The organism is Streptomyces sp. NPDC088261 (assembly GCF_044740805.1).
Classification (GTDB): domain Bacteria; phylum Actinomycetota; class Actinomycetes; order Streptomycetales; family Streptomycetaceae; genus Streptomyces.
Genome location: NZ_JBIURL010000027.1, coordinates 32,358 through 48,572, shown reverse-complemented (window position 1 = coordinate 48,572; position 16,215 = coordinate 32,358). Strand labels below are relative to the sequence as shown.

General features: G+C 71.6%; 11 protein-coding genes and 1 pseudogene. 8 read left to right on the top strand and 4 right to left on the bottom strand.

The window, feature by feature from the left end:
- Nucleotides 1-287 precede the first annotated feature (287 nt).
- The gene (locus ACIODU_RS32415; RefSeq protein WP_356428524.1) at nucleotides 288-1,262 is read left to right on the top strand and encodes an acyl-ACP desaturase; all 975 of its coding nucleotides are present in this window, start codon (nucleotides 288-290) and stop codon (nucleotides 1,260-1,262) included.
- Nucleotides 1,263-1,391: 129 nt separating this feature from the next.
- Here the strand turns inward: ACIODU_RS32415 and ACIODU_RS32410 are convergent, their stop codons facing one another.
- Both ACIODU_RS32410 and ACIODU_RS32405 read right to left on the bottom strand, forming a co-directional pair.
- Nucleotides 1,392-1,670 (bottom strand): WhiB family transcriptional regulator, encoded by a 279-nt coding sequence (locus ACIODU_RS32410; RefSeq protein WP_356428527.1) that lies wholly within the window; start codon nucleotides 1,668-1,670, stop codon nucleotides 1,392-1,394.
- 108 nt (nucleotides 1,671-1,778) lie between these two features.
- Nucleotides 1,779-2,576, bottom strand: coding sequence for a VOC family protein (locus tag ACIODU_RS32405; RefSeq protein WP_401772506.1), 798 nt, complete (start codon nucleotides 2,574-2,576; stop codon nucleotides 1,779-1,781).
- Between the two features lie 150 nt (nucleotides 2,577-2,726).
- Between ACIODU_RS32405 and ACIODU_RS32400 the strand changes: the two genes are divergently transcribed.
- Nucleotides 2,727-3,443, top strand: coding sequence for a TetR/AcrR family transcriptional regulator (locus ACIODU_RS32400; RefSeq protein WP_401772503.1), 717 nt, complete (start codon nucleotides 2,727-2,729; stop codon nucleotides 3,441-3,443).
- A gap of 162 nt (nucleotides 3,444-3,605) precedes the next feature.
- Nucleotides 3,606-5,657 carry an NAD-binding lipoprotein gene (locus ACIODU_RS32395; protein ID WP_401772500.1) on the top strand — a complete coding sequence of 684 codons (2,052 nt, stop codon included), beginning with the start codon at nucleotides 3,606-3,608 and terminating at the stop codon, nucleotides 5,655-5,657.
- On the opposite strand, the gene ACIODU_RS32390 is transcribed toward ACIODU_RS32395, so the two are convergent.
- Nucleotides 5,642-6,634 (bottom strand): multicopper oxidase domain-containing protein, encoded by a 993-nt coding sequence (locus ACIODU_RS32390; protein ID WP_356428649.1) that lies wholly within the window; start codon nucleotides 6,632-6,634, stop codon nucleotides 5,642-5,644. The two genes, ACIODU_RS32395 and ACIODU_RS32390, sit on opposite strands and share 16 nt — an antisense overlap.
- A 202-nt stretch (nucleotides 6,635-6,836) precedes the next feature.
- Here ACIODU_RS32390 and ACIODU_RS32385 point away from each other — a divergent pair, with 202 nt between their 5' ends.
- Nucleotides 6,837-9,317, top strand: a complete 2,481-nt coding sequence (locus tag ACIODU_RS32385; protein ID WP_401772497.1) for a ThuA domain-containing protein — start codon at nucleotides 6,837-6,839, stop codon at nucleotides 9,315-9,317.
- Nucleotides 9,318-9,379: 62 nt separating this feature from the next.
- On the top strand, nucleotides 9,380-11,545 hold the full coding sequence (locus ACIODU_RS32380; protein WP_401772547.1) for an OmpL47-type beta-barrel domain-containing protein: 2,166 nt from the start codon (nucleotides 9,380-9,382) through the stop codon (nucleotides 11,543-11,545).
- A 107-nt stretch (nucleotides 11,546-11,652) separates the two neighbouring features.
- Here the strand turns inward: ACIODU_RS32380 and ligD are convergent, their stop codons facing one another.
- Nucleotides 11,653-12,693 carry a non-homologous end-joining DNA ligase gene (gene ligD / locus ACIODU_RS32375; RefSeq protein WP_356428541.1) on the bottom strand — a complete coding sequence of 347 codons (1,041 nt, stop codon included), beginning with the start codon at nucleotides 12,691-12,693 and terminating at the stop codon, nucleotides 11,653-11,655.
- A 75-nt stretch (nucleotides 12,694-12,768) separates the two neighbouring features.
- On the opposite strand from ligD, the gene ACIODU_RS32370 reads away from it, so the two are divergent.
- From ACIODU_RS32370 to ACIODU_RS32360, 3 genes and pseudogenes are all read left to right on the top strand, one after another.
- Nucleotides 12,769-13,836, top strand: a complete 1,068-nt coding sequence (locus ACIODU_RS32370; RefSeq protein WP_401772494.1) for an ATP-dependent DNA ligase — start codon at nucleotides 12,769-12,771, stop codon at nucleotides 13,834-13,836.
- Nucleotides 13,837-14,017: 181 nt separating this feature from the next.
- Nucleotides 14,018-15,079, top strand: coding sequence for an NAD-dependent epimerase/dehydratase family protein (locus ACIODU_RS32365; RefSeq protein ID WP_401772492.1), 1,062 nt, complete (start codon nucleotides 14,018-14,020; stop codon nucleotides 15,077-15,079).
- Between the two features lie 160 nt (nucleotides 15,080-15,239).
- Nucleotides 15,240-15,917, top strand: a pseudogene (locus ACIODU_RS32360) (glycosyltransferase family 2 protein); the annotation flags it as partial.
- Nucleotides 15,918-16,215: the final 298 nt, after the last annotated feature.

The following is a 16,215-nucleotide window of genomic DNA, read 5'->3' as shown; positions in this document are numbered from 1 at the left end:
GACGGCGCCTGTGCACCTGAGGACGACGCCTGAGGACACCTGGATCGGCGTCCGCGCCGCAAGCGGCGTCCGTCACTCCCTGAGAGCGGCGGACCGGCCCGGAACGGTGGAACAGGGGCACCTTCGACCGGTAGATCCGTATTTGTTCGCCGGTTCGTCCCCGCAGGTCAGCACCTCCGGGACGGTCCGTGGTTCCCGAGGCTTGGCCTCCGGCTTACCGTGGCTTTAACCTACGGTCTCGTAACCTACGAATCCGTAGGTAATATCTCCCGTCCCCAGGAGCACCCGTGACGATCACCTCTCCCCACCTCGGCAGTTCGGACGCGTGGACCGACGCGCGACTGCTGTACGCGCTGGAAGAGGTCGTGGAGAAGGAACTCAACCGTCATCTCAAGGTGGCAAAGGACTGGATGCCGCACGAGTACGTCCCCTTCTCGGACGGCCGCAACTTCACCGGGATCTTCGAGGACGGTGAGGCCTGGGACCCCGCTCAGTCCAAGGTCACCGACATCGGCAAGATCGCTCTCGTGGTGAACCTCCTCACCGAGGACAACCTCCCCAGCTACCACCACGAGATCGCCTCCCTCTTCGGCCGCGACGGAGCGTGGGGCACCTGGGTGCACCGCTGGACCGCGGAGGAGGGCCGGCACGGCATCGTGATGCGCGACTACCTGCTCACGTCGCGGGCCGTCGACCCGGACAAGCTGGAGCAGTTCCGGATGACGCACATGTCGGAGGGCTTCACGTCCGACAACCGCCACTCGATGCTGCACTCGGTGGCGTACGTGGCGTTCCAGGAGCTGGCGACCCGCGTCTCGCACCGCAACACCGGCCACCAGTCGGGCGATCCGGTCTGCGACCGGATGCTGGCCCGCATCGCCACGGACGAGAACCTGCACATGGTGTTCTACCGGAACCTGCTGGGCGCGGCCTTCGAGATCGCCCCCGACATGACCATGCGGGCCGTGCGGGACGTGGTCGTGGACTTCCGCATGCCGGGACACGGCATGCCGGGCTTCGAGCGCGCGGCCGCGCAAATGGCCATAGGTGAGATCTACAACATGCGGATCCACCACGACGACGTGCTCCAGCCGGTGCTCCGCTACCTCAAGGTCCTGGACATCGACGGGCTCGGCCCCGAGGGTCTCAAGGCGCAGGAGGAGCTGGGGCTGTACATGGGCGGGCTGGACCGCGAGGCGAGCAAGTTCGACGAGAAGCTCGCCGCCCGCAAGGCGCGGATGGCGGCGCGCGCCGCCGGCTGATCCGGGGCCCTCCGCCGGTCACCTGCGCCGACCGGGTGTGGTGTCACGCCCGGTCGGCGGGGTGCTCGCGGCGTAAGGCGGTGGTGGCGGGTTCCGGTGTCACGCGCGGTATCACGCGGTGTTCCGGTGTCACGCGCGGGTCCTGCGCAGGCGCTGGCGCTCCTTCTCGGAGAGGCCGCCCCACACGCCGAACCGCTCGTCGTTGTCGAGCGCGTACGACAGGCACGCCTCGCGGCCCTCGCAGGCGCCGCAGAGCTGCTTGGCCTCGCGGGTGGAGGAGCCGGGGGCGGGGAAGAAGAAGTCCGCTCCGGTCTGGGCGCACAACGCGCTCTCCTGCCAGGAGAGTTCGCGTTCCAGGCCGATGACGCCGCTCGTGGTGGTACTGGTCCCCGTGGTGTTGATCGACATGGACCACAGGCTGCCGTACGGCGATAAACGTCTGATGGACGAAAGATCGCCGATCAGGCCGGACGGCCGGGACGGCAGCCTCCGCCGCCTCCGCGTCCGCCGCTCCCGTCAGATCGCCGGCGCGACGGCCTGCATGACCGCGAAGGACGCGCCGTACGGATCCGCGAGCTTCGCGAACCGGCCCACGCCCTCCAGATCGACCGCGGGCGTACGGACCGTACCGCCGAGTGTCCGTGCCCTCGTGACTGTAGCGTCGCAGTCCGTGACAGCGAAGTAAAGGAGCCAATGCGGATCACTGTCCGCCTCGGTCGGGTCGGAGCCGAGCGGTACGAAGCCCCCGAACATGGCGTCCGAGCCCTGGCCCGCGGGATTGACCATCCGGTACGTCCCGTTGCCGCCCGGGATCGGCATGCTGATCGCCTCCCAGCCGAAGACCGCGCTGTAGAAGCCGAACGCGGTGTCCTCGTCCGGGGTGTACAGCTCCCCCCACGTCAGAGCGCCCGGTACGTTGACCAGGTCCAGGCCCTTGTTGGCGGCGGGCTGCCAGACCGCGAAGCCCGCGCCCGCCGGATCGGCGAAGACGGCCATCCTTCCGAGGTCCATGACATCCGCCGGCCGGTGCACGACGGATCCGCCGCCCTCTTCGACGGCCTTCGCCGTGGCCTCGGCGTCGGGGGTCTGGAAGTACAGCGACCAGGTCGGGGGCGCCTGCCCCTCCGGAATCGGCATGACACCGGCGACGGTCCCGCCGCCCAGCTGGAACATGCCGTAGCCGCCGGTGTCGGGCCCCGCCGACACGTGCTCCCAGCCGAAGACACCCCGGTAGAAGTCGATCGCCCCCTCCGGATCGGGTGTGGTGAGATCGGTCCAGTTGGGAGAGCCTGTGACAAACGGGGTGGTGAGCATGGTGTGCGCTCCTTCGTGGGGTCCCTCGGGCCCCGGGGGCCGGTTCTCCGATCCGTGGAGCCTGCTTTCCGAGTCTCCTCCCGATGCCGGGCCACCGCACCGCGCCCGCGCCCGATGACCGCACGACCGTGCGTTCAGTAGACTGGACGGATGAGCGGCACACGTACGGGCGGCGCGGCGGCCGGGAACGGCGCCGGGCGGGCCGGCCCCGCGGACGGGCGCGTCGAGCGCGGGAACCGGACCCGCCGGCTGGTGCTCGACCGCACGATGGACGTGGCGTCGGTGGAAGGGCTCGAAGGGCTCTCCCTGGGCCGTATCGCGACCGAGCTGGCGCTGAGCAAGAGCGGCGTCTTCGCCCTCTTCGGCTCCAAGGAGGAGCTCCAGCTGGCGACGGTACGGGCGGCCGTGGACGTCTACGTCGCGCATGTCGTACGGCCCGCGCGCGAGCTGCCGCCGGGGGTGGCGCGGGTGTGGGCGCTGTGTCACAACTGGCTGGCGTACTCCGCGAACCGTGTCTTCCGCGGCGGCTGCTTCTTCTGCGGTGTCTCGGCGGAGTTCGACGCGCGCGGCGGCCCGGTGCACGACGCGATCGCCACGGCCCGGGCGGAGTGGGTGGGTTACGTCGAACGCACCCTGAACGCCGCGCGGCGGGCGGGCGGTCTCGTGCCGGACACCGACGTACCCCAACTCGCCTTCGAGATAATCGCGTTGATGGAGGCGGCCAACGCGCGGTCCGTGCTGCACGGCGAAACACTCGCGTACGAGCGCGCGGGCAACGGCGTCCTGCACCGGCTGCGCGGGGTGGCGACCGACCCCGGGGCGCTGCCCGAGGGGCCCGGGGAGATCAGGGCGCCGGAGACGGCGTGACCCGGGCGGCGCCGGGACCCGTACGCGGGCGGCGCCCCCGCACGAAAGAGTGAATCGTTCCCCGGACACCCCCTGTCCGGCTGCCGGAGGCAGCACTGTGCAGGGGGTGTCCGGGGAAACCAGCTCCGCACCCGCCACACCGGCACAGGGGAAGGGGTGGGAGTGGCACACACCAAGGGGCGGCTCCCGGTCTCGCTGCGGGACCGGGCGCGCTACCGGTTCGACCGTACGCTGGCCCGCAGCACCGGCACACTGATGGGCTGGCTGATACTCACCTGCCTGGCCGTCGTCGTACCGGTGAGCGTGCTGCTGGTGTGGACGGACCCCGAGTCGCCGCACTCGTTGACCGGCCGGCTGACGGCGGCGTGGCGGACCAGCGCGGAGACGCTGCGGCTGGGCGCGATCTCCGGAACGCCGCTGCGCATGGTCCTGTCGGCGCTGCTCGGACTGGTCGCCCTGCTGTGCGTGTCGACCCTGATCGGAGTGATCACCAACAGCCTGGCCGAACGGATGGCGGAGTTGAGCCGCGGGCGGTCGACGGTTCTGGAGCACGGCCATGTGCTGGTGCTCGGCTGGTCCGACCAAGTGGCCACGGTGGTAGGGGAATTGGTGGCGGCGCAGGCTCCGGGCCGGTCCCGGGCCATCGTGCTGCTCGCCGACCGGGACAAGACCGGGATGGAGCAGGCCCTGGCCGCCCGGGCCGGCCGCGCCCGGCTCATCTGCCGCAGCGGTCCGCCGAGCGACCCCGCCGTACTGGCGCTGGTCAGCCCGCGGACGGCGAGCACGGTGCTGGTGCTGCCCCCGGGCGGGCCGGCGTCCGACCCCGAGGTGCTGCGGGTCCTGCTCGCGCTGCGCGCGGTCGCCGGCGAGGAGCCGGACGGCCCACCGGTGCTGGCGGCGGTACGGGACGACCGTTACCGCGCGTCGGCCCGGCTGGCCGCGGGGCCGCGCGCGACGATCCTGGAGACGGACGCGGTCACGGCCCGGCTCGTCGCGCAGTGTGTCGGCCGCCCCGGTCTCTCCCTCGTCCTGCGCGACCTCCTCGACTTCGCCGGTGACGAGTTCCATCTCACCGACGCCACCGCGTTCTCCGGCGCTCCTTTCGGTACGGCGCTGCTGGGCCACGCCGACTCCTGCGTGATCGGGCTGTTGACCCCGGGGGGCCGTACGCTGCTGAACCCACCCGCCGACACGGTGGTCACGCCGGGGAGCCGGCTGATCGTCCTGGCCCGCGACGAGGCCGGCACGCGCCCGGAGGACTGCCGGCACCTCGTCGACCCGTCGGTGATCGCCGGGGACCGGCCACCGCCGGAGAGCCCCGCGCGCCTGCTGATGCTCGGCTGGAACCGCCGGGCTCCGCTGGTCGTGGAGCAGCTCCGGCAGACGGCCCGGGTCGGCTCCGTCCTGGACGTCGTGACGGACCGGTCCCTGCCGGGACCGCGGGAGCCGGAGGCGGAGACGGTCACGGCGACGGAGGCGAAGGCAGAGGCGGCGGCGGCGGTGGCGGTGGCGGTGGCGGCACAGGAGGCGGACCGGCTGGCCGTACGATTCCGGTCCGCGCCCCTGTCGCGGCCCGAGACCCTGCTCGGGCTCGACCTCGCCCCGTACGACGGTCTGGTGGTCCTCGGTCCCGACCCCGGCGACGGCCCGGACCGGCCCGACGACTGGACGCTGGTCACGCTGCTGGCGCTGCGGCTGCTGGAGGAACGCGCCGGGAGGCGGGAGTTACGGGTCGTCAGCGAGCTCACCGACGACCGCAACCGCCCCCTCGCCCCCGTCGACCCCGGCTCCGACGTCATCGTCAGCGGCGAACTGACCGGGCTCCTCATGGCGCAGATCGCGCAGAACCACCATCTGGCCCCCGTCTTCGACGAGTTGTTCGCCGCGGAGGGCAGCCTGCTCTGCCTGCGTCCGGCCGGGACGTACGTCCGCACGGGGTGCGAGGCGACCTTCGCCACGGTCGTGGCCGCCGCGCGCGACCGGGGCGAGTGCGCCATCGGCTACCGCCGTGACGACCGGCGGATGTCGGCGCCCGACTACGGGGTCCGGCTGAACCCGCCCAAGGCAGAACGACGTGAGTGGGGAGCCGGGGACCACGTGGTGGTCGTCACGACGGACCCGACGGTGCCCGCCCGGACGGCCGGGACCGTCCGGGCCTCCGTGGCCGGCACCGCCGGGGAGGACGGCGTTCCGGCCCGTCAGTGGCCCGTGTGATCCCCGTCCGCCGGCGTTCCCGGGTGGTGCGGCTCGTACCCCGGGATGGTGCCGTCCGGTTTGGCGACGAGGAAGAGTCCCGCCATGCCCATGTCCGAGTGGCTCTGGACGTGGCAGTGGTACATCCACGCGCCCGCGCCCACGTGTTCGCCGGCGATGATCTGGAAGCCGAACGAGTCGGCCGGGCCTGTGATCTTGTTGTCGATCACGCGGCTGGGGTCGTCGGGGCCGGTGAGCAGGCCCGTCCTGTTGTCCGCCCAGCGGTGCCCGTGGATGTGGAACGTGTGGTAGTACTCGCCGTGCGTGATCATGATGACCTCGACACGATCGCCCACCGTGGCCTCGAAGTTGGGCGTGGCGGCGCCGGTCTTGTTGTTGATCGTCATGTCGTTGAAGACGATCGTGACCTGCTTGTCGGGCAGGATGTCACCCTTCCGGCGCACGACGACGGGGCCGTACAGCCCCTTGCGGATCCCGCCGGTGCCGTGGTCCGTGCCCACCACGTGGTCGTGGTAGTGCCAGTAGCCCGCGCTGCCGGGCCGCCAGGTGCCGTCGGCGCGCTTGCCGGGTGTGTGGGTGCGCCAGGTGTACGTCCGGGTCGCGCCGGGCTCCACATGGCTCCGGTTCATCCGGGTGCCGTCGCTGGCGACGTCGTAGTCCACGCCGTGGACATGGAGGCTGGCCGCCACGTCCGTCGTGTTCTCGAACTCGATGTGGAGGGTGTCGCCCTCGGTCAGCTCGATCAGCGGGCCGGGGATCGTCGCCGTGCCCTTCTCGAAGCCGTACCCCAGCTGACCGTCCGCCAGCTTCTCCGCGTACAGCTTGAGATGGCGCACCTTTCCCCCGGCGGGCGCGGTGGGAGGCGGGGCCTCCGCCGAACTCGCGGCGGGCGCGGACGCCACCGACAACGAGGCCGCACCGGTGGCGGCGACCGCACCGCCCGCCAACAGGCGCCGGCTGAAGCTCCTTCTGTCCATGGCCATTGCGAACTCCCCTGTGCCGTAAGGAGATGGACGGGGCGCAGGAGTCCCCGGGGACGGCCACACGGTAGAGCAGTGATCTTCGTTTATCCACACTCAGGACAAAGTTGGTGGGATTCCGTCCATAGCTATTGGCTGAGCGCCGAAAGACGTCTAGCTTCAAGCGCTGTTGCTGTGACCAAAGTTGGGTGGGTGAACAATGCAGCGCGCACCACATCACCGGTCAAGATCCAGGCGCGGGGCGGCCGCGTTCCTGGTCGCCGGCACCATGGCGGCGTCCCTGCTGGGCGGCACCGCCGCCACGGCGAGACCGTTTCCTGAGCCGCCACCGACCGCCTTGGCCCTTCCGTCGCCGCCGGGCGGCCAGAACGTCAAGGTCCTCGTGTTCCACGCCTCGGCCACCGAGGAGTCACCGCTCGTCAACGCCGGGATCGAGGCGATCGAGGCGATCGGCCTCACGGGACCGGCGGCCGGGCGCTTCAAGACCGAGGCCACGGACGACGGTTCGGTCTTCACCAACGCCACGAAGCTGGGCAAGTACAACGCGGTCGTCTTCCTCACCGGCGGCGGCGACGTGCTCGACCCGGAGCAGGAGGCCGGGCTGGAGTCGTACGTGGAGGCCGGCGGCGGCTTCCTCGGCATCCACGACGCGGCCCGTACCGAACCGTACTCCGACTGGTTCACCGGCCTGATCGGCGCGCGCCCCGCTGCCACCAGCCCGGCCACCGTGCAGCGCGCGACCGTCGAGGTCGCCGACCGGGTGAATCCGGCCACGAAGAACCTTCCCGTGGAGTGGAAGCGGCCCGACAAGTGGATCAACTGGGCGGCCAACCCGACCGGCAAGGTGCACACCGTCGCCAAGGTCAGGGAGAGCAGCTACCGGCCGGGGACGGGCGCCAACGGCGTCGACCACCCGGTCTCCTGGTGCCGTGACTACGACGGCGGCCGGTCCTTCTACACCGGGATGGGCGGTACGGCGGAGTCGTACGCCGAGACCGACTTCCGCGAGCACCTGCGGGGCGCCCTCCAGTGGACCACGCGCCTGTCGCGCGCCGACTGCAAGGCGACCATCGACGCCAACTACACGGCGGCGAAGGTGACCCAGCCCAACCAGGCGGGCCAGCAGGACCAGATCGGCGAGCCGCACGGCCTGGTCGTCGCACCCGACGGACGCGTGCTGTACATCGGCCGCGGCGGCGGCGCGAACGGCGCTCCCGTCGTCACCGACTGGAACAACCCGGAGATGGGCAAGGGCCTCGGCCAGGTCCACATCTACGACCCCGCGACCAAGAAGGTCACCCTCGCGGGCGCGCTGACCGTCTTCGGCAACAAGGGCGGCGGCGACGAACTCACCAAGGTCGAGGAGGGGTTGCTCGGCATCGAGCTGGACCCCGCCTTCGCGGCCAACGGCTGGGTGTACCTCCACTACACGCCGCACTCGGGCCTCGACCGTGACAAGCGGATCGCCGAGCGTCGCGTCTCGCGCTTCACGCTGGACCCGGTGACGAACAAGCTGGACCTGGCGTCCGAGAAGGTCCTGCTCAAGTGGCCCGTACAGGTCAACAGCTGCTGCCACGCCGGCGGCGGGATGGCCTGGGACTCGAAGGGCAACCTCTACATCGCGACCGGCGACAACAACTCGTCCGGTTTCAGCGACGGTTACTCGGGCAACAACCCGCAGCCCAACTACAAGGGCCTGTCGTTCGCGGACGCCCGCAGGACCGCGGGCAACACGAACAACCTCAACGGCAAGATCCTGCGCATCCACCCGCAGCCCGACGGCACGTACACCCTGCCGGCCGGGAACCTCTTCACGGGTGAGGAGCAGGACGAGGGCGGCGACAAGACCCGCGGCGAGATCTACGTGATGGGCGTGCGCAACCCGGCACGCATTTCGGTCGACCAGAAGACCGACATCCTCTACGCGGGCTGGGTCGGCCCCGACGCGGGCGCCCCGAGCACCACGTGGGGTCCCGCGAAGTACGACACGTTCGCGGCGATCACCAAGGCGGGCAACCACGGCTGGCCGTTCTGCATGGGCAACAAGCAGCCCTACCGGGACCGCAACCTCCCCGACCCGACGAAGCCGCTGGGCTGGTACAACTGCGACGCCCCGAAGAACGAGTCCCCCAACAACGACGGTCTGGTGAACCTGCCGCCCGTCACGGGCAACACCATCTGGTACTCCCCGCAGGGCGGCGGCCCCGACTTCCCCCGGGACGCCAACGGCGTCCCCAGCTACAAGGCCGAGGAGGGCACCTTCCTCCTGCCGTGGCTCAAGGGCGGCGGCCAGGCCACCATGGACGGCCCGGTCTACCGCTACAACGCGGCGACCGCGACGGCCGACGCGTGGCCGGAGTACTGGGACGGCAAGTGGTTCGTCGGTGACTTCTACGACGCCGACAACCCGCGCCACGCGGTGCTGACCGATCCCAAGACGGTCGGCAAGGGCGGACTGCCCGTCACCGCCGAGTCGTTGAAGAAGATCATCCCGGTCGGCAACGGCGGCATCCGCAACCTCATGGACTGGAAGTTCGCGCCGGACGGCTCGCTCTACGTCCTGGACTACGGGCGCGGGTTCTTCACCTCCGACTCCCAGTCCGCGCTGTGGCGTGTGACGTACAAGGGCGGCGCGGCGACGCCCGCCGCCGCGGATCTGGCCAGGAAGGCGACTCAGTGAGACAGCGATCAGTGAGACACCGACCTCCGCGCCTGTGGACGGCCCTGCTGGGCGCGCTCCTGATGGTGCTGGGCCTGACGTCGACGGCCGCCTACGGGCGGACCGGCGACCGTACGGCCGGCAGCACGGCGGCGGCGCAGGTCCTCAACTGGACGACGAGCGGCCGCACCGACCGCTACGTCACCTTCCCGACCACCGCGGTGGCGGGGGCGACGACCATCGTCTTCGAGAACAGCGTGGCCACCGGCAACGACATCGGGATGCCGCACACGCTGACCTTCGACGTGTCGGACCCCGAGTACAACAACGACGTACCGCTCAACATCCTGGCCAATCCGAGTGACGACAACGGCGGCAAGTACACCGTCGAGGTCAATCTCACCCCGGGGCGCTACCGCTTCTTCTGCACCATCCCGGGCCACGGCCAGATGCAGGGCATCCTGACGGTGACCGAGGCGGGCGGCGGCGACGACACCACCGCGCCCACCACCTCGGCCGCCGTGACGGGCCAGCAGAACACCGACGGCGCGTACGTCGGCTCCGCCACGGTCGCCGTGTCGGCGACCGACGAGGGCTCCGGGGTGGCCACGACGGAGTTCGCGCTCGGCGCGGACGGCGCGTGGCAGCCGTACACCGCACCCGTGGTGGTCAACACGGTCGGTTCGCACACCGTGCGCTACCGGGCGACTGACCAGGCCGGCAACGCGGCGGCCGAGAAGTCCGTGTCGTTCGCCGTGGTGGCGCCACCGAGCGGTGACTCCACCGCTCCGGAGACGTCGGCGACGGTGAGCGGCGACAAGGACCCGGCGGGCAACTACCTGACGATGGCCACGGTCACCGTCACCGCCTCGGACACCGGCACGGGCGTCAACACCATCGAGTACGCGCTCGGGGCGGGCGCGGCGTGGCAGCCGTACACCGCGCCGGTGATGGTCCACCAGGTCGGCTCGCACACCGTCCGCTACCGGGCGACCGACAAGGCGGGGAACGTGGCGGCCGAGAAGTCCGTCGCCTTCACCGTCGTGGCGCCGCCCGCGCAGGACACGACGGCGCCGGTGACCACGGCCGCCGTCAGCGGCACCCTGAACTCCAACGGTGCCTACATCACCAGCGCCAAGGTCACCCTGTCGGCGACCGACACCGGCGGGTCCGGGGTGGACAGGACCGAGTACTCGCTCGACGGCGGTCCGTACCTCGCGTACACCACCCCCGTCATCGTCGACGCGATCGGCTACCACACGCTCGCGCACCGGGCGACGGACAAGGCCGGCAACACGTCCGCGGCCAAGCAGGTGTCCTTCTCCATCGCGCAGGGCGGTGGCGTCCCGGCGCCCAACTGCCCCGAGTTCGACGAGCGGTTGACGGTCATCGTGGGCGCGGTCGACACCGGTGTGCCGAACCGGCTCACCCGTAGCCGGTGCACGATCAACGAGCTGATCGAGGACGAGAAGGACTGGTCCTCGGCGGCGCTGTTCCTCAAGCACGTGGACGGCGTCCTCGACAAGCTGCTGGCCGACAACGTCATCGACCAGCGCGAGTTCAACAAGATCACCAAGGCGGCCAAGCAGTCGAAGATCGGCAAGCCCGGCCAGACCGAGGGCTACCGCGCCCTCTTCGACGGCACGGCGGCGTCCCTGGCCAAGTGGGAGCAGGTCGGCGGCGGCAAGTTCGCGCTGTCCGGCGACGGTGCCATCACCAGCAGCACGACGGTGAACGGCATGGGCATGCTGTGGTTCCCGGAGCGCACCTACGGCGACTTCTCGCTCAAGCTCCAGTTCCGCGACGACGCCCCGGGCACGGGCAACGCCAACGGCGGTGTGTTCGTGCGCTTCCCGAACGTCCGCAACCACCCCGAGGAGTCCCGGCCCGAGTGGGTCGCCATCAACTACGGGCACGAGATGCAGATCCTCGACAACCCCGTCGGCGACATGTACAAGACCGGCTCGGTGTACGGCTTCGACCGGGTCGGCCTGGGCGGCGCGGGGGTCACCCCGAAGGGCACCTGGAACGACTACGAGATCCGCGCGGAGGGTCAGCACTTCACGATCCTGCGCAACGGTGTGGTGATCAACGAGTTCGACAACGTCGGCGGACAGGCCTTCACACCGCCGCGCGCCGGTGACCCGGGGACGGACGGCCGGCGGTACGCCACCGGCTATGTCGGCCTCCAGGTGCACAGCACGACGGACGTGATCTCGTACCGCGACATCCGCATCAAGGAGCTGTAGACACTGTGGACACACCGCACTTCGCAGTGGCGTGACACCGAGGCCCTCACCGCACCCGGCGGTGGGGGCCTTCGCCGTGTCGCCGTGCCGCCGTGCCGCCGTCCCGGTCAGCCCTCCTGCCGGCCTTCCTCGTCCTCCGGCCGCGCCCGGCTCGGCTGGACCCGCTTCGGCTCCCCCGGCATCTTCGGATAGTCCGGCGGGTACGGGAGGTCGCCGAGGCCCTGGTCACGCTCGTGCCGGTCCGCCAGCTCCAGCAGCCCCTCCAGGCTGTACGCGTGCTCCTCCATGTCCGCGTGCACATCGCCCAGTTCGGTGTAGCGCACCGGCATGGTCGCGATGTCGAAGTCCCGCGGGGCCACGTCGTCCAGCTCCTCCCAGCGCAGTGGCGCGGAGACCGGGGCGTGCGGACGGGGCCGTACGGAGTAGGCGCAGGCGATCGTCCGGTCCCGGGCGGTCTGGTTGTAGTCCACGAAGATCTTCTCGCCGCGCTCCTCCTTCCACCACGCGGTGGTCACCCGGCCCGGGTTCCTGCGCTCCAGGTGGCGGCCGATCGTGATGGCGGCCCGCCGCACCTCGGTGAACGTCCAGCGCGGCTCGATCGGGACGAACACGTGCAGGCCGCGTCCGCCCGACGTCTTGGGCCAGCCGCGCATCCCCAGCTCGTCCAGGAAGCTGTGCAGCTCGTGCGCGGTCCTGACGGCGTCCTTGAAGTCCGTACCGGGCTGCGGGTCGAGGTCGATCCGCAGCTCGTCGGGGTGGTCGGTGCGCCCGCGCCGTACCGGCCACGGGTGGAAGGTGAGGGCGCCGAGGTTCGCCGCCCAGAGGACGGCCGCCACCTCGGTCGGGCAGATCTCGTCCGCCGAACGGCCGCTCGGGAACTCGATCCGGGCGGTGGGGATCCAGTCGGGCAGGTTCTTCGGGGCCCGCTTCTGGTAGAAGAACTCACCCTCGACGCCCTCCGGGTACCGCTCCAGGGTCGTCGGCCGGTTCCGCAGGGCCCGGAGGATCCCCGGGCCCACGGCCAGGTAGTAGCGCGCGACGTCGAGCTTCGTGAAGCCGCGCTCCGGAAAATAGATCTTGGCCGGGCTGGACAGCCGTACCGCCCGGCCGCCCGCCTCCAGCTCCACCGCCGCACCCGCTGCACCCATGAGCGCCACCGTAGGCCGGACGGGCCGGGAGCGCATATCGGGCGGAGCGGACCGTTCCCGGACACAATCGGGGACATGGATCTGCCGGTGATGCCTCCCGTGAAACCCATGCTCGCCAAGTCCGTGGCCGCGATCCCGCCCGGGATGCAGTACGAGGCCAAGTGGGACGGCTTCCGGGCGATCATCCACCGCGACGGCGACGAGGTGGTGATCGGCAGCAGGACCGGCAAGCCGCTGACCCGCTACTTTCCCGAGCTGGTGACGGCGGTACGGGACCGGCTGCCGGAGCGGTGCGTCTTCGACGGGGAGATCGTGATCGTCCACGAGGGGCGGCTGGACTTCGACAGGCTCACGGAGCGTATCCACCCCGCGAAGTCGCGCGTGGACATGCTGGCCGAGCGCACCCCGGCGAGTTTTGTCGCCTTCGACCTGCTGGCCCTCGGGGACGGCACGCTGATGGACATCGAGCAGGCACAGCGCAGGGAGGCGCTGGAGGCGGCCCTGATCGGCGTAGAGCCGCCGGTGTATCTCGCGCCCGCCACCACGGACATCGAGCGGGCGCGGGAGTGGTTCGAGCAGTACGAGGGCGCCGGGCTCGACGGGGTGATCGCCAAGCCGCTGGACCTGCCGTACCGGCCGGACTTCCGGGCGATGTACAAGATCAAGCACGAGCGGACGGCGGACGCGGTGGTCGCCGGGTACCGCCTGCACAAGAGCGGTCCCGTGGTGGGCTCGCTGCTGCTCGGCCTGCACGACGCGCGGGGCGTGCTCCAGCACGTGGGGGTGTGCGCGGCGTTCTCGATGCGGCGGAGGGCGGAGCTGGTCGAGGAGCTGGCGCCGCTGCGGATGGAGACGGCGGAGGGCCATCCGTGGGGCGCGTGGGCCGAGGAGGCGGCGCACGAGGGGGCGCGCCTGCCGGGCGGTCCGAGCCGCTGGTCCGGGACGAAGGACCTGTCGTGGATCGCGCTGCGGCCGGAGCTGGTGTGCGAGGTGGCGTACGACCACATGGAGGGTGACCGCTTCCGCCATACGGCGCAGTTCCGGCGGTGGCGTCCGGACAGGACCCCGGAGAGCTGTACGTACGCGCAGCTGGAGGAGCCGGTGGGGTACGACCTGGCGGCGGTGCTGAGCGGGCTGGCGTAGGGGCGGGGGTCTGTGGCGGGTCCCGGGGGCGCGGGCGGGTCCCGGGGGCGGGGTTGTCCGGCGGTGGTGGCGCGGGCGGGCGTGAGAGGGGCGCGCGGCCCGCGGACCGCGATCTTACGGACCGGTGACGCACCGGCGTGCGTCGGCGCGGTGGGGCCGCCCGGCGCATAGCGTCACCGGCATGCGTGTACTTGTCACCGGAGGAGCCGGCTTCATCGGCTCACACATCGTCACGGCCCTCACGGCGCTGGGCCACGAGGCCGTCGTCCTGGACGCCCTGCTGCCGTCGGCCCATCCCGTGCCGCCCGCGCGGCCGCCGGAGGTGGAGTGGATCCACGCCGACGTACGGGACCGGGCGGCCGTCGACCGTGCGCTGCGCGGGGTGGAGGCGGTCTGCCACCAGGCGGCGATGGTCGGCCTCGGCAAGGACTTCGCGGACGCGCCGGAGTACGTGGGCTGCAACGACCTGGGGACCGCGACCCTGCTGACCGCCATGGCGGACGCGGGGGTACGGGACCTGACGCTGGCCGGGTCGATGGTCGTGTACGGGGAGGGCCGGTACGACTGCCCCGCGCACGGGCGCGTCGCGCCGGGACCCCGCGCGGAGGCGGATCTGGTGGCGGGCCGGTTCGAGCCCGGGTGCCCGGTGTGCGGGGCCGAGTTGACGCCGGGTCTGATCGGCGAGGACGCGCGGACCGACCCGCGCAACGTGTACGCGGTGACCAAACTGGCCCAGGAACATCTCGCGGCGTCCTGGGCGCGGGCCACGGGCGGCCGGGCGCTCTCGTTGCGCTACCACAACGTGTACGGCCCGGGGATGCCCCGCGACACGCCGTACGCGGGGGTCGCGTCGTTCTTCCGCTCCTCGCTGGCCAGGGGCGAGGCCCCGCAGGTCTTCGAGGACGGCGGGCAGCGGCGGGACTTCGTGCACGTACGGGACGTGGCGACGGCGAACGCGCTGGCGCTGGCGTTCGTACGGACGAGGGAGCCCGGCACGCTGGGCGCGTACAACACCGGCAGCGGCGAGCCGCACACCGTGGGCGAGATGGCCGGGGCGCTGGCGGCGGCGCACGGGGGTCCTGATCCGGTGGTCACCGGGGAGTACCGGCTGGGCGACGTACGGCACATCACCGCGTCGTCGGAGCGGCTGCGGGCGGAGCTGGGGTGGCGGCCGGAGGTCGGGTTCGCGGCGGGCATGGCGGAGTTCGCGCGGTCGGGGCAGCGGGGGGTGCCGGTGCCGTGAGCGGGGGCTCGCGGCGCCTCGGCGAGGCCCGCCCCCGGTCCCTTCCGCGGCGCTCGGTTCCGGTGTTGGGCCGAACGGGCGGAGCGGATCGCGCCCTCGGCGCTGTCCGTGTTTCGTAAGACCGCGTATCCCATTTGTCGGTTTCTGAATTCATACGGTGATGGACGTGACGTACTCGATCCCCACGACGGTTGACGTCGTACTCCCCTGTCTCGACGAGGCCCGGGCGCTGCCCTGGGTGCTGGACCGGCTGCCCGCGGGCTGGCGGGCGATCGTGGTCGACAACGGTTCGGCCGACGGCTCGGCGGAGATCGCCGCCGGGCTCGGCGCGACCGTCGTGCGTGAACCCCGGCGCGGCTTCGGTGCCGCGTGTCATGCCGGACTGCTCGCCGCCGAGGCGGAGTTCGTGTGCTTCTGCGACTGCGACGCGTCGCTCGACCCGGGGCTGCTGCCCGCGTTCGTGGCGGAGGTGGCGGCGGGCCGGGCGGATCTGGTGCTGGGCCGCCGCCGGCCGCAGACCCGGGGGGCGTGGCCGGCGCACGCCAGGGCGGGGAACGTGGCGCTGTCCCGGATGCTGCGCCGCAGGACGGGCCTGCGGTTGCGTGACCTGGGCCCGATGCGGGCGGCGCGCCGGGAGGCGCTGCTGGACCTGTCGCTGACGGACCGGCGCAGTGGCTACCCGCTCCAGATGGTGGTCCGCGCGTCGGACGCGGGCTGGCGGGTGACGGAACGGGACGTGCCGTACCTGCCGCGTACGGGCAGGTCGAAGGTGACGGGCACGTGGCGGGGCACGTGGCAGGCGGTGCACGACATGCGCGCGGTGCTGGCGGAGGAGCCGGTGCGGGTGCGGGTGCTTCCGCAGGAGCCGGTGCGGGTGTTGGCGGACACCCCGGTGTCGATGTCGGCGCGGATGCCGGTGCCGGTGTCGGCGCACGTGCTTGCGCAGGAGTTGTTGCTTGCGCAGGAGCGGGCGCCGGTGCGGGTGCAGACGCCGGTGCCGGAGCCGGAGCTGGCGCAGAGGCCGGTGCCGGAGCCGGAGCTGGCGCAGAGGCCGGTGCCGGAGCCGGTGCTGGCGCAGAGGCCGGTGCCGGAGCCGGTGCTGGCGCGGGAGCAGGCGCCGGTGGGGGTGCAGGCAC